This is a genomic window from Streptomyces sp. NPDC025784 (assembly GCF_055558435.1).
In genome coordinates, this window is sequence record NZ_JBVHMN010000004.1 from 322,772 (window position 1) to 336,412 (window position 13,641).

Sequence of the window (13,641 nt, forward strand, 5' to 3'; positions counted from 1 at the left end):
CGCCGAGCGCTCAGCGGCGGCGCCGCAGCGTGACGGCGACGCCCGCGGTGAGCAGCAGCGCCGCGGCTCCCCCGGCGGCCAGGGGGAGCGCGGCACTGTGGCCCGACGTGCTGTCGGCGGCGGGCTGGAGGTGATCCGGACCGGCCGCGCCGGACGGTGACGTGGTCACCAGGGTCGGCGAACCGGACGCCGGTGCCGGCGAGGCGGCCGTCCGCGACGGAGCGGGCGACTGTTTCGCCGGCGCGCCGGTCCGCCCGCTCTTGTGCGTGCTCGCGCCGCCGGCAGGCTTCTCCGTGGGCGCCGGTGTCGCGCCGCCGCCGGACAGCACCACGTCCGAGCACGAGTAATAGGTGTCCGTCGTGCTGGAGTTCTGCCAGATCGTGTACAGCATGTGCCGCCCGGTCCGGTCGGACGGCAGCTTCGCCCTGATGCGGTACGCGCCGTCCACCAGAGCCGGGTCGGTGGCGGTGGCGAACGGCTTCTCGGGCAGGTCGGACCACTTCAGCGGCCGGGACGGGTCGTAGCCCGGCTTCGAGAGGTACAGCTTGAACGTCCCGGTGTGCGGGATCGTCGAGCTGTAGCTGAGGGTGAGGCTCGCGCCGGGCGTCAGACGGGTCGACGGCCAGTCCGTGCGGGCGAGGTCGAGCCCCTTGTAGGCGGGCAGGCCGCCACTGCACAGCTTCCCGTCGGGGATCACCTGCCGGTCCCGGCCGCCGACACCGGCCACCCGGAGGTTGTCCCAGGCAGTGAAGGGCGCCCCGTTCGCGGCGATCGCCGCCCTGCAGGCCGCGGTCCGCGTCATGCTCCCGCCCTCGGGGGAGCAGGCGACCACCCGGCTGACCGGGGACGTCGGCGCGCCGTGCGCCTGGGCCGGCCCCGCGGCCCAGGTGGCGAGGAGCAGCGGAGCCGTCACGGCGACAGCGGCCGCGACGGCGGTGCGGTGGGCGGGTCATCCGGGGGTCTCCTCGATACGTCGGCGAAGCGGTCCGGCCACCGTGCGGGGCGTGCGGAGGGCACTCCTCACCCGGGGCACCGTGAAGTACGGGACCGCGGAGCCGTGCGTTCAGCGGTGCGAGGGGCGCGAAACGTACCCTTCCCGGCCAACGGCCCGGGATCGAGGGTCGATTACCGGTCACATCGAGGGTTTCCCCTGTATCCCCCTCACCTTCCGCTTGCCTATCGTTCGGGCACAGCCGCCCCACAGGAAACCCCTCGCCGGGTCGCTCGCGCATGGCCGGCCACCGCGCCGCTCTTCCGGATCCGCACCCCCCGCCGCTTCGACGACGAAGCGAATCGACCGCTGCTCCGCGGCACCCCACGCCCTCCGGAGCCGGCCCCGAAAGGCAAGCCCTTGCGTCCCTCCCCCTCACCTGACGCCTCCCGCGAGGCGCCCCGCGGCACCGGCCGGAAACTGGTGTCCGTCGCCGCGATATCCGCGGCGCTGCTGGCCGTGACGACGAGCACGGTCGCCGCCGCCCAGACCCCCGACGCGCGGTCCACCACCGTCGCGGCCGAGGCCACGCCCGCCGCTCCGGCCGAGCGCCTGATCGTCGGGTACAAGTCCGGTGCCGCGGAGGCGACTTCGGACAAGGCCGCGGACGCCGACGCCGCGGCGAAGGGCAGGAGGGCGGGAGAGGACCTCGACTTCCGGCGCCGCCTGGGCACCGGGGCGGCCCTCGTGGACCTCGGCGCCGAACCGGCGAGGGCGGACGTCGCCGACGTCATCGCCCAGTACCGGGCCGACCCGCAGGTCGCGTACGTCGTGCCGGACCGCCTCAACAAGCCCCAGGCCGACCCGAACGACACCGAGTACGCCAAGCAGTGGGACCTCTTCGAGGCCACCGCGGGCATGCGGGTCCCCGGCGCCTGGACCACGTCCACCGGCAGCGGTGTGACCGTCGCCGTCATCGACACCGGCTACGTCGCCCACTCCGACGTCGCCGCGAACATCCTCGGCGGCTACGACTTCATCTCCGACCCGGCGGTGTCCGTCGACGGCGACGGCCGCGACAGCAACCCGGCCGACCCGGGCGACTGGTACGCGACGGACGAATGCGGTGCGGGCACCGGCTCCAGCGGCTCCTCCTGGCACGGCACGCACGTCGCGGGCACCATCGCCGCCGTCACCGGCAACGGCAAGGGCATCGCGGGGATCGCCTACCACGCGAAGATCTCCCCGCTGCGCGTGCTCGGCAAGTGCGGCGGCTACGACTCCGACATCATCGACGCCATCACCTGGGCCTCCGGCGGCACGGTGTCCGGCGTCCCGGCCAACAGCAACGTCGCCAAGGTCATCAACATGAGCCTGGGCGGTCCGGGTGCCTGCACCTCCGCCACCCAGAGCGCCATCAACGCCGCCGTGAACCGCGGGACGACCGTCGTCGTGGCCGCGGGCAACGACAACGACAACGCCTCCAAGTACTCCCCGGCGAGCTGCAGCAACGTCATCACCGTCGCCGCCACCGGCCGCACCGGCTCCCGCGCCTCGTACTCCAACTACGGCTCCGTCGTGGACATCGCGGCCCCGGGCGGCGAGATGAGCACCGGCACCGCCAGCGGCATCCTGTCGACGCTCAACTCCGGCACGAAGACGCCGTCCACGGAGTCGTACGCGTACTACCAGGGCACCAGCATGGCCACCCCGCACATCGTCGGCCTGGTCGCGCTCATGAAGTCGGCCGCCCCGGCCCTCACCCCGGCGCAGATCGAGACGGCCGTCAAGGCCAACGCGCGTGCCCTGCCCGGCACCTGCTCGGGCGGCTGCGGCGCCGGTCTCGCGGACGCGGCCAAGACCGTCCAGGCCGTGGCCGCCGGCTCGACCGGCGGCACCACCTTCACGAGCGCAGGCTCCGTGGCGATCCCGGACGCGGGCCCCGCCGTCGAGTCGCCGATCACCGTCAGCGGGCGCGGCGGCAACGCGCCCGCCGCCCTCAAGGTGGGCGTGGACATCACCCACACCTACCGCGGCGACCTGGTGATCGACCTCGTCGCCCCGGACGGCTCGACGTACCGGCTGAAGTCCTCCAGCAGCTCGGACTCCGCGGACGACGTCAGCGCGACGTACACCGTCGACGCCTCCGGCGAGGCCGCAGACGGCACCTGGAAACTCCGCGTCCAGGACGTGGCCGCCCAGGACACCGGCACGATCAACAGCTGGAAGCTGACCTTCTGACCCGGGTCACGCTGCTGATCTCCACGGGGGGAGGGGCCGGCCGACGCGCTCGCGTGTCGGCCGGCCCCTTCGGTCCGGCCGGTACGGTGAGCGGCATGCCCGCACCCGCCGAGCCCGCACCCTCCGGCCAGCCCGCCGAGTCCCTCCCGCCCGTGGTCGTCAGCAACGTCGTGGGTTCGTTCCCCTGGAGCGTGCTGGCCGAGCGGCACCCCGCACTGATCCGCCAGGTACGGGGCGCCTTCCCGTACGGTCCCGAACAGCACCGTGCCCTCGACGCCCTGCTCGCCGAGTGCACCGAAGGGGTCGTCGAACCCCTCGGCCCGCAGGCCGCGGACCGGGACCAGTGGCTGGAATGGGGCCGGGACCGGATCGGCCGGTCCTGGTTCGACCTCCCGTTCCTGTGGTCCGAGAGCTACTTCTACCGCCGGCTCCTGGAAGCCGTCGGGTACTTCGCGCCGGGTCCCTGGCAGGGCATCGACCCGTTCCGGCCCTTCAAGCTCGCGGAGCTCGACACCGCGGAGGCCGACGAGGAACTCGCCGCGCTCGACGAACTCGCCCCGCGGCCGGCCGAGGATCAGGAGGTGGCTCTGCTGCACGGCTCGCTGTGGGGCAACCGGGCCGACCTCGGCTTCCGCCTGGGCGCCGCGTCGGGAGAGACCCCGACGGAGTCCCGGCTCGTCGCGGACGACGGCGACGCGCTGCGCTCCCTGCTCGACGGCGGCACTCTCTGCCTGGTCGCGGACAACGCGGGCCGCGAGCTCATCCCCGACCTGCTCCTCGTCGACCACCTCCTGCACCACGGCCGCATCACCCGGGCCGTCCTGCACGTCAAGCCGTACCCCTACTACATCTCCGACGCCACGACCGCGGACACCGTCGACGCGCTGCGCCGCCTCGTCGACGCGAAGGGAGCGGCAGGCGAGGCCGGCCGACGGCTCTGGGCGGCGGCGGCCGACGGCCGCCTCACGGTCCGGGCCCACCCCTTCTTCTGCGCCCCGCTGCCCTACGCCGACCTGCCCGACGACCTCCGCCGGGAGTTCGCCGCGGCCGACCTGACCGTCCTGAAGGGCGACCTCAACTACCGGCGTCTCATCGGTGACCGGCTCTACCCCGCGACCACCCCCTTCGCGGTGGCGACGGCTCATTTCCCCGGCGCGGTGGCCGCACTGCGCACCCTCAAGTCCGACGTGGTCGTCGGGCTCGACGCCGGCACCGAGGCCGCGCTCGTCGCCGCCGAGGAGCGGCGCTGGCGCACCGGCGGCACGCATGCGCTGATCCAGGTCCGGCCCTGAGCGCGGACACCCCGGGGTGCTCACCGGACGCAGGATCAGATCAGGTGCAGGGGAAGCGACTTGAGCCCGTTGATGAAGTTCGAGACGAGACGCCGGGGAGGTCCCGCGGTGCCCAGCGCGGGCGCCGCGCGGAGCGTCTCCTCGTACAGCACCCGTAGTTGCAGCCGGGCGAAGTGGGCGCCCAGACAGACGTGCGGGCCGTCGCCGAAGGAGACGTGCGGGTTCGGTGACCGGGTCAGGTCCAGCCGGTGCGGGTCGGCGAAGACGCGCTCGTCACGGTTGGCCGAGGCGTGGAAGACGACGACCTTGTCGCCGGCCCGCAGGCGCCGCCCGGCCAGCTCGGTGTCCACGGCGGCCGTGCGGCGGAAGGTGAGTACCGGCGGATGCCAGCGCAGCAACTCGTCGACGGCCGTGTCCAGTCCGACCCGCCCCGCGCGCAGTGCCGCGTACGCGTCCGGGTGTTCCGCCAGGGCCAGCAGGCCCCCCGGCGCCGCGCTCCGCACGGTGTCGTTGCCCGCGACGGTGAGCAGGAAGAAGAACATCTCCAGCTCCTCGGGGGCGAGTTCGGGGTCGGCCGCGAGCGTGGTCATCACATCGTCGGCCGGGTGGTTCTTCTTGAGCACGGCCAGCTGGTGGGCGTACTCGAACATGTGCCGCAGCATCGCCGGGGAACGCGGATCGACCGGCTTCCCGTCCGCGCCGACCGTCGTCGGGCCCGCCTCGTCCGGGTCCTGGTAGCCGATCACCCGCCGCGTCCAGTCCAGCAGCAGCCCGCGGTCCCGCTCCGGCACGCCGAGCAGGTCCGCCAGATTCAGCAGGGCGTAGTCGTCGGTGACCGCGCCGACGAGATCGCACGTGCCGTCGCCCGCGCGGGCCTCCTCGACCGCCCGCCCGAGCAGCGCCCGGGCCCGCTCGCGGGCCACCGCCTCGAACTGCCCGACGCGACGCGGGGTGAACGCCCGGCTCACCAGCCGCCTCAGCCGGCCGTGGTCCGGAGGGTCCTGATTGAGCATCATGCGCCGGATGAACGGCAGGTCGCCGGGGGCCGGATCGCGGATCTGGGTCGCCCCGAGACACGAGGAGTACGTCGCCGAGTCCTTGAGCACCCGCACCACGTCCGCGTGCCGGGTGACCGCCCAGAACCCGGGTCCCGCCGGCCAGCCGAGCACCTCGCGCTCCTCCTGCCAGGCGACCGGGACGTGATCGCGCAGCGCACGGTACGCGGCGTGGGGGACCCCGTCGGCGTACTGCCGGGGGTCGAAGACATCGGGCGGGTCGGGCAGGCGGGGCGTCACCGGCGCATCCGATGCCTCCGTCGTGTCCCGCGGGGCCCGTGGTGTGGACGTCATACGACCACGGTGACCGGCCCGGTCCGGCGGCGGCAAGGGGATCGCTGGACATGCCGCCGTACAGATCCCGGAGGCGGAGGGGCCGCCACCCAGGGGATTCACGCGATGGTGTGATCATGTCCAGGCCCGCGGGTGTCGTTCGGAGGCCGTGGGTAGGGCCCGGCCATGACGCAGCCGTTCCGACTCCCGCACTTCTACATGCCGTATCCCGCGCGGCTCAACCCGCACCTCGACGAGGCACGTGCCCACTCGGTCGGGTGGGCACGGGACATGGGCATGCTGGAGGGCTCCGGCATCTGGGAGCAGTCCGACCTCGACGCCCACGACTACGGGCTGCTGTGCGCGTACACGCACCCCGACTGCGACGGGCCCGCGCTGTCCCTGATCACCGACTGGTACGTGTGGGTGTTCTTCTTCGACGACCACTTCCTGGACATGTTCAAGCGCACCCAGGACCGCGCGGCGGGCAAGGCCCACCTGGACCGTCTGCCGCTGTTCATGCCCCGGGACCTGTCGACGCCCGTGCCGGAACCGCGGAACCCGGTCGAGGCCGGGCTCGCCGACCTGTGGGCGCGCACGGTGCCGTCGATGTCGGCCGACTGGCGCCGACGCTTCGCCGTCGCCACCGAGCACCTGCTGAACGAGTCGATGTGGGAGCTGTCCAATATCAACGAAGGACGGGTCTCCAACCCTGTCGAATACATCGAGATGCGCCGCAAGGTGGGTGGCGCGCCCTGGTCGGCGGGGCTCGTGGAGTACGCCACCGCCGAGGTCCCGGCGTCGGTCGCACGGACGCGGCCGCTCCGGGTGCTGATGGAGACGTTCTCCGACGCCGTGCACCTGCGCAACGACCTGTTCTCCTACCAGCGGGAGGTCGAGGAAGAAGGCGAACTCAGCAACGGCGTGCTCGTCCTGGAGACGTTCTTCGGCTGCACCACCCAGGAGGCCGCCGAGACGGTCAACGACATCCTGACCTCCCGGCTCCACCAGTTCGAGCACACCGCCCTCACCGAAGTGCCCGCGCTCGCACTGGAGAAGGGGCTCACCCCGGGCGAGGTCGCGGCGGTGACCGCGTACGCCAAGGGCCTGCAGGACTGGCAGTCCGGCGGCCACGAATGGCACATGCGCTCCAGCCGCTACATGAACGAGGGCGCCACGTCCGCAGCGCCGTGGCAGGCACCGACCGGCCCCGGCACCTCCGCCGCCGACGTCGGCGCGCTGCTGGCCGCCGTCGCCGCGGAACGCCTGCGTGCCTACTCCCACCTGCCGCACCAGCGGGTGGGCCCGTCGATGCTGCCCGACTTCGCCATGCCGTTCGAGGTCGAGCTCAGCCCGCACCTCGACGCGGCCCGCGGCCGGCTGACCTCGTGGATGCACCGCATGGGCATGCTCGACGAGGGCGTCTGGGACGAGGACCGGCTCGCGGCCGCCGACCTTCCGCTGTGCGCGGCGGGGCTGGACCCGGACGCGACCGCCGAGGCCCTCGACCTCAGCTCCCAGTGGCTCGCCTGGGGCACGTACGCCGACGACTACTACCCGCTCGTCTTCGGGCACCGCCGCGACCCGGCAGCCGCGCGCCTGACCACCGAGCGCCTGTCCGCCTGCATGCCCCTGGCCGACGAGGAGGTGCCCGTCCCGGTCAACGGCATGGAGCACGGCCTCATCGACCTGTGGGCACGCACCACGGACGCGATGACCCCCGAAGCGCGGCGGACCCTGAAGGACGCGGTCGACGTCATGACGGCGAGCTGGCTGTGGGAGCTGTCCAACCAGATCCAGCGCCGCGTCCCGGACCCGATCGACTACCTGGAGATGCGGCGCGCCACCTTCGGCTCCGACCTCACCCTGAGCCTGTGCCGGATGGGTCACGGTCCCGCCGTCCCGCCGGAGGTGTACCGCAGCGGACCGGTCCGCTCACTGGAGAACTCGGCCGTCGACTACGCCTGCCTGGTGAACGACGTCTTCTCGTACCAGAAGGAGATCGAGTACGAGGGCGAGATCCACAACGCCGTCCTCGTCGTGCAGAACTTCTTCGGCTGCGACTACCCGGCCGCGCTCGGCGTGGTGGGCGATCTGACGAACCAGCGCATGCGGCAGTTCGAGCATGTCGCCGCGCACGAACTGCCCCTCCTGTACGAGGACTTCGGCCTGTCGGAGGAAGCGCGCGAGATCATGGCGGGCTATGTCGCCGACCTGCAGAACTGGATGGCGGGCATCCTGAACTGGCACCGGAAAGTCGACCGCTACAAGGCCGAGTACCTGGCGCGCCGTGCCCACGGCTTCCTCCCGGACCGGCCGCCCGCTCCGGCGCTGCCCGTCGGCTGAGATCGCCCATGCCGGACCGCTTCGGCGGGAGCTCGGGTGGCGACCCGGATCGCTGCCGGAGTGCCCGCACGGGGCGGGCACCGGCCGGGGCGCGGGGACTGCGCGTCCGGCGGTAGCCGCCCCGCACGGGCGAGCACCGGCCGGGACGGCCCGACCCAGGGGCGCGGGGAACTGCGCGACCGGCCCCCACCGGCCCACGGTCGCCCCGCATCCGCTGTCCCCCCGGTCGGGCGGTCGTGACCTGCGCTCGCCCGTGCGGGCCGGGTGTGGCTGGGTGCGCGGTTCCTCGCGCCCCTGGGGTGGTGGGTTCGGGCCCTGCTCACCTGTGCGGGCCGGGTGTGGCCGGGTGCGCGGTTCCTCGCGCCCCTGGTCGGGTGGGCTGGGGTCCCGTGTGCCCGCACAGGCCCGGTGTCGCCGGGCGCGCGATTCCCCGCGCCCCTGGGGCGGCGGGCCCGGGGCGCGTTCACGCGTGCGGGCCGGCTCAGGGCCGGCCGGTCGTCCTGCGTGCTGCCTCCTCGGCGGGCTGCCGCACGGCCGCGTCGCCGGCGGGTGACAGCTCGTCGCGTATCGCGTCGCCGGCCGCGAGAACCGCGCGGGCCTCCTCCGGAAGATCCGCGTCGGCCAGGGCATGGGCGAGGGCATAGTGCTCCTCGGCGATGAACCGGCCGAGATCGACGCCCTGCCAGTGCCGCAGCGAGTCGTCGCCCGGAGCCGCCAGGACCCTCCGGAGCATCCCCAGGGTGCTCGCGGCTCCGTCGAGACGCGCCGCCTCCCGCTCCAACCGGGCCTGGGTCAGCCGGGCCGATACCTGGTCCCACGCCCGCTCCTGGAGCTGCGCGTACAGGCGCTGGGCGCGCAGCGCCTGGGGGAGGTCGCCGAGCCGCTCGAACTCCCGGGCGAGCGAGCCGAGCGGGGACGGGTCGAGGCGCGTCGGGGCGTCCGGCCGCCGCAGCATGCTCTGGTTCAGTTCGATCTCGTCCAGCCGCCGGATCAGCGCCACCCGGGCGAGCTCCGTCAGGCCCTGGTCCAGGGCCAGTTCGGTCCATGTGAACAGCGGCTCGTCGGCGGGGGCCGTGCCGAACAGGGAGTCGTCGAGGCCCCGCGCCCAGGAGCGCAGTTCGGCGCCGTCCGCGTCCGGTTCGGGAATTCCGCCGAGCCCGCACCAGGTGTCGAAGTCGGTGTCGCGGACCTCGTGGAGCAGGGACAGGTCCGCGGGGTCCCCGCGCAGGCCCACCAGCACGGCGGCCAGCCGCAGTTCGTCCGTCATCGAGGACCGCGCCTCGTGCCGGAGCAGTCGGCGGAGCAGGCCGGTGTCACCGTCCGCACGGTCGAACTGCGCGGCGCGCAGCGCGACCCGACGCCGTACCGGATGCTCGGCCAGCGCGTCCTCGACCGTCTGCTCGCCCGCTCGCAGCCCGGCCAGGTCGGCGTGTCCGCGGGCCAGAACGGCCTCCCACAGGGGTGGGCCGGGCACCTCGTCCAGGAGGCGGTAGGCGAGGAGTTCCTCTCCGTTGATCAGCAGGAAGTCGGGCTCGGTGCGCCGCAGTGCCGCGTACAGCATGCCGACGAGCTCGACCGGGGAACGCTCGGGGAAGCCCAGGGCGGCGCGCAGTTCGGTCCGCTCGTCGTCGAAGCCGTAGCACTCGCGGAGCTCGTCCTCGGTCTCCGCGACCGCGGCCAGGATCTTCTCCGCGCCGTCCCGCGGCGACAGCCCGAGGTAGTCGTGCCAGCCGGGCAGGCCGACGAATATCTCCAGTGCCTCGTCGGCGCTCGACCCCACGATGCCCGAGCCGCCTTCCGAGTCCGCGTACAGCATCGAGCCGTCCGCGCACAGGAAGTAGGTGCCACCGGTGTCGTCCCCGGCCACCACCTCCAGAGGTCCGCCCGAGGCGAGGCGGACCGGCTCGACATGGCCGTGGGCCGCGCGGCTCAGGTCGAAGCCGAAGGGGAACGCGGCCAGGCCGGCCAGGTGCGGGTCCTGCCGGAGCAGGCGCAGGGCGTCGTCGGTCATGTCACAGAAAGTAACAGCCGCCACTGACAAGGGGACTTGACCGGTGTGCGGCAAGGGGGACTCGACCGGTTGCGGCATCGGCGCGCACCGCCGCGTGCCTGCCGGGCACCGTCACTCGGCGCGTACCCGCGCGGCGTGCTCCACCGCGGCCCGTGCGAGCGCCCTGATCAGCGGGTGCGGGCGGGAACCGTCCCCGGACAGCTCCGGCTGGAACAAGGTGGCCAGGAAGAAGGGATGGCCCGGCAGTTCCGCGATCCGGACCTGGCCCTCCTGGTCGTGCCCGCTGAAGCGCAGCCCCCGCGCGCGCAGGGTGTCGAGATGGCGCGAGGGGCCGTACGAGCAGAAGTACCGTTCGACCGTCCGCTCCGCCCCGATCAGCGACTGCGCGAGCGAGCCCGGCTCGACGGTGACGGCGGCCTCGTGCCCCACGAGTGAGCACGCGAGCGGCTCGATCAGGAAGTCGTTCGCGTCGGGGTCGTTCTCGGCGTGCGCGACCCGGGTGAGGCCGCAGACGTCGCGTGCGTACTCCAGGAGGGCGTGCTGGAAGCCGCCGCACGTGCCGAGGAACGGGATGCCCTCCTCGCGTGCCGTCCGGATCGCCGTGAGCACGCCCGCCTCGCTGCGGTAGGGGCTCCCGGGAAGCACCCACACGGCGTCGAAGCCGTGTACCGCCGTCGCGTCCTCGGCGTCCTCGGAGGGGATCCAGTAGGCGTCGAGCACGATGCGGTCGCGGTCCGCGAGCGCGTCGAGCAGGAGCGGGACGCGGGTGTGCGAGACGACGGTGGGGGAGCGGTCCCCGACGAGGGCGATCCGGGCGCCGCGTGGCATGCCCGCCGGGCCGCCGCCGTTCGTGACCGGCCCGTTCTCAGCCGTGCGCGCGGTGACCGAGCCGCTCGTGGCCGGACCGTTCGTGGTGATGTCGCTCGCCGGGCCGTGCGGGGCCGTGCTGGTGTTCGTGGTCATGCGGATCATCCTCGGCGCGCCGTCGAGCTCAGGTCCAACGATGATTTCTGCACCCTCGATAAGCAACGCTGATACGGTGCGCCATCCTTGGCGGCATGGATCCGCATCTCCTGCGTACGTACGTCGCCGTGGCGCGGCTCGCGTCCTTCTCGGAGGCCGCGCGCGAGCTCGGCTACACCCAGTCCGCGGTGTCCCAGCACATCGCGGCGCTGGAGCAGGACCTGGGTGCGCCGCTGCTCACCCGGCGGCCCGTCGCACCGACCGCGGCGGGCGAGCGGCTCCTCGAACACGCGGGCCCGCTGCTGCTGCGCCTGGACGCCGCGCGGGCCGACGTCGCACGGATGGCGGCCGCACCCGAGCACGGTCTGACGCTCGCCGTGGCGCCGACCGCACTCGGGCCCCGTGTCGTGGCGGCGCTGCCTGCCGCGGGTGTGACCCTCAGGGTGCTGGCCCGCGATGAGGTCCCCGCGGCCGTCGCCACCGGCGGCGCGGACCTGGGGCTCGTCGACGGACTCGCCGCGCCCAGCGACCCCCTGCGGCTGCCGGACGTGGCGCCGCTGACGACCCACGGGGCGGGCGAGGAGCCGGTCTGCGTCCTGCTGCCCGCGTCGCATCCCCTGGCCCGGCGTACGGGGCTGCGGCTGGGCGACCTGGTCGACGCCCGCTGGCTGGACGCCCCCGGCGCGGGTCTGCCGCTCGCCCACCTGAGGGCCGCGCACGGCGGTGCGGGCTTCCGCCCGGCCCTGCGCTACGAGGGCACCGACCTGCGTGCCCTCACCGCTCTGGCCGCCGCGGGGCACGGCCTGCTCCTGCTGCCGCGCACGGCGGCCGTCGGCGTGCCCGGCACGGCGGCCGTGCCGCTGGTGGCTCCCCGGCTCGTGCACCGTACGGAGTTGGTGCACGCCGGATCGCCGCGGGGCGCGGCGGCCGCGATGGTGGACAAACTTCTCGAACGGTTCTGAAAGTCTCACTCGTTGGTGAATCGTCGCGCGTCGGCGCGCAGGGTAGAGCAAGAGCCGGAGGCGGTCCGTAGAGCAGCTGCCGGAGGCGATCCATGGAACAGACCGCGTTGCGTCCCAAGCCGATGCCCGGTCAGGAGCCGGGCGGAGGCCGCCCGTCCGACGGCGGCCGGCGACCTCATGCCGCTCGGCGCCGCGGCAGGCGTCTGATGACGCTGCTGTTCAGCCTGTTCGTCGGCGTGGTGCTGGTCCTGTCGGGGGTCGGGCTCGGCACGGTGGGTGCCACGGTGATCGGCATGAGCAGACTGGCGGCCCTCCAGCAGAAGGCGGGCGGGGCGGCGGGACCCGTGCCGTCCGTGCCGCCGGGCGCCTCCGGGCGCGTCTCCGGTCCGGCCGCCCCCGGCGGTTCCAAGTCGGCGTCGGTGGGCGGCGGGACGGCTCCGGTGACGGAGTCCGCGCGGGCCACGCTGGGGGTCGAGGCCGTCGACGCACCCCAGGGCGGGGGTGCGCTCGTCGTCGCCGTCCACGTCCCCGGGCCGGGGTACACCGCGGGCCTGGTGCGCGGTGACGTCCTGCTCGCCCTCGGGGAGAGCCGGATCGGTTCGGCGGCGGACCTCGCGCACGCGGTCGCCGCCGCGCGCCCGGGCGCGTCCGTCACCCTCTCCGTCCGTCACGCGAACGGGTCCCGACGTCAACTGTCCACGGTCCCGGGCGTCGTGACCTGATTCCGGCCCCGGTTCACGCGACCCTGAAGTGGCTCGTCAACCGCCCTTCGTCGTCGAGCACATGGAACGCGAACCCGGGCGGGGCGTCCCGGTCCGCGACCCCTTCGCCCTCCCAGGGCAGCCGCAGTGTCCAGGTCACGCCGGGGCCGACGACGAGCGGCCGTCCGGCGAAGGCGGTGGCCGCCGGCGTGTGCGCGTGCCCGGTGATCAGCCCGACGATCTCGGGCCTGCGCTCCAGCAGCCCGGCCAGGGCGCGCGGCTCGCCCAACTGGTAGGCGTCCGGCAGCGGATGGTGCAGGGCGACCGGCGGGTGGTGGAAGGCGAGGAGCGCGGGCAGGCCGCCGTCCAGGTCGTCGAGCGTCGCCTCGATCCAGGCGTACGTCTCCTCGTCGAACTCGCCCTCGTCCCGCCCCGGGATGCTGGAGTCGCACATGAGCACGGCCGCGTCGTCGAAGACGTGGAGGCTGTTGACCGGGTCGTCGGCGGCGGGCCCGCCGAGCAGGGCCTTGCGGTAGGGCGCGCGGCTGTCGTGGTTGCCCGGGCAGGTGAGGACCGGGAACGGGGCCGCGTCCGGGTCGCGCAGTCCCAGCAGACGGGCCGCCTCCTCGTACTCCGCCTCCGCGCCGTGGTCCGCGATGTCTCCCGTCACCAGGAGTGCGTCCACCCGCCCCGCGAGCCCCCAGAGCCGGTCACGCACCCGCTCGGCCCGCTCCGTCGCCCGCTCGGTCCCGTCCAAGTGAAGGTCGCTGATGTGCGCCAGCACGAGCATGCCGTCCCCCGTCGTCGTCTAGGCCTCGAAGCCGCGAGTCATTTAATGGAACAACTGCATCTAAGCATTACCACTA

At 73.7% G+C, this 13,641-nt stretch carries 10 protein-coding genes; 5 read left to right on the plus strand and 5 right to left on the minus strand.

All coding sequences use genetic code 11. The features are described 5' to 3' along the window. Window positions 1-10: 10 nt before the first annotated feature. Window positions 11-913: a lytic polysaccharide monooxygenase auxiliary activity family 9 protein gene (locus tag ACZ4IF_RS13110; protein WP_467562182.1), complete on the minus strand. Its 903-nt coding sequence runs from the start codon at window positions 911-913 to the stop codon at window positions 11-13. Between the two features lie 438 nt (window positions 914-1,351). Between ACZ4IF_RS13110 and ACZ4IF_RS13115 the strand changes: the two genes are divergently transcribed. Continuing rightward, window positions 1,352-3,172 carry a S8 family peptidase gene (locus ACZ4IF_RS13115; RefSeq protein ID WP_467562184.1) on the plus strand — a complete coding sequence of 607 codons (1,821 nt, stop codon included), beginning with the start codon at window positions 1,352-1,354 and terminating at the stop codon, window positions 3,170-3,172. A 95-nt stretch (window positions 3,173-3,267) separates the two neighbouring features. Next, window positions 3,268-4,464 (plus strand): damage-control phosphatase ARMT1 family protein, encoded by a 1,197-nt coding sequence (locus ACZ4IF_RS13120; RefSeq protein WP_467562186.1) that lies wholly within the window; start codon window positions 3,268-3,270, stop codon window positions 4,462-4,464. A 35-nt stretch (window positions 4,465-4,499) separates the two neighbouring features. Here the strand turns inward: ACZ4IF_RS13120 and ACZ4IF_RS13125 are convergent, their stop codons facing one another. Continuing rightward, window positions 4,500-5,813 (minus strand): cytochrome P450, encoded by a 1,314-nt coding sequence (locus ACZ4IF_RS13125; RefSeq protein ID WP_467562188.1) that lies wholly within the window; start codon window positions 5,811-5,813, stop codon window positions 4,500-4,502. Between the two features lie 165 nt (window positions 5,814-5,978). On the opposite strand from ACZ4IF_RS13125, the gene cyc2 reads away from it, so the two are divergent. Continuing rightward, complete coding sequence (gene cyc2 / locus ACZ4IF_RS13130) at window positions 5,979-8,138, plus strand: germacradienol/geosmin synthase Cyc2 (RefSeq protein WP_467562190.1); 2,160 nt, start codon at window positions 5,979-5,981, stop codon at window positions 8,136-8,138. A gap of 481 nt (window positions 8,139-8,619) precedes the next feature. Here the strand turns inward: cyc2 and ACZ4IF_RS13135 are convergent, their stop codons facing one another. Further along, window positions 8,620-10,149 (minus strand): hypothetical protein, encoded by a 1,530-nt coding sequence (locus tag ACZ4IF_RS13135; protein WP_467562192.1) that lies wholly within the window; start codon window positions 10,147-10,149, stop codon window positions 8,620-8,622. A 111-nt stretch (window positions 10,150-10,260) separates the two neighbouring features. Next, window positions 10,261-10,977 (minus strand): CTP synthase C-terminal region-related (seleno)protein, encoded by a 717-nt coding sequence (locus ACZ4IF_RS13140; RefSeq protein ID WP_467562348.1) that lies wholly within the window; start codon window positions 10,975-10,977, stop codon window positions 10,261-10,263. 230 nt (window positions 10,978-11,207) lie between these two features. On the opposite strand from ACZ4IF_RS13140, the gene ACZ4IF_RS13145 reads away from it, so the two are divergent. Beyond that, a complete protein-coding gene (locus ACZ4IF_RS13145; RefSeq protein ID WP_467562194.1) occupies window positions 11,208-12,074 on the plus strand; it encodes a LysR family transcriptional regulator in 867 nt (288 codons plus the stop codon). A 92-nt stretch (window positions 12,075-12,166) separates the two neighbouring features. Further along, complete coding sequence (locus ACZ4IF_RS13150) at window positions 12,167-12,796, plus strand: PDZ domain-containing protein (protein WP_467562196.1); 630 nt, start codon at window positions 12,167-12,169, stop codon at window positions 12,794-12,796. Window positions 12,797-12,809: 13 nt separating this feature from the next. Here the strand turns inward: ACZ4IF_RS13150 and ACZ4IF_RS13155 are convergent, their stop codons facing one another. Then, a complete protein-coding gene (locus ACZ4IF_RS13155) occupies window positions 12,810-13,565 on the minus strand; it encodes a metallophosphoesterase (RefSeq protein ID WP_467562198.1) in 756 nt (251 codons plus the stop codon). Window positions 13,566-13,641 lie beyond the last annotated feature (76 nt).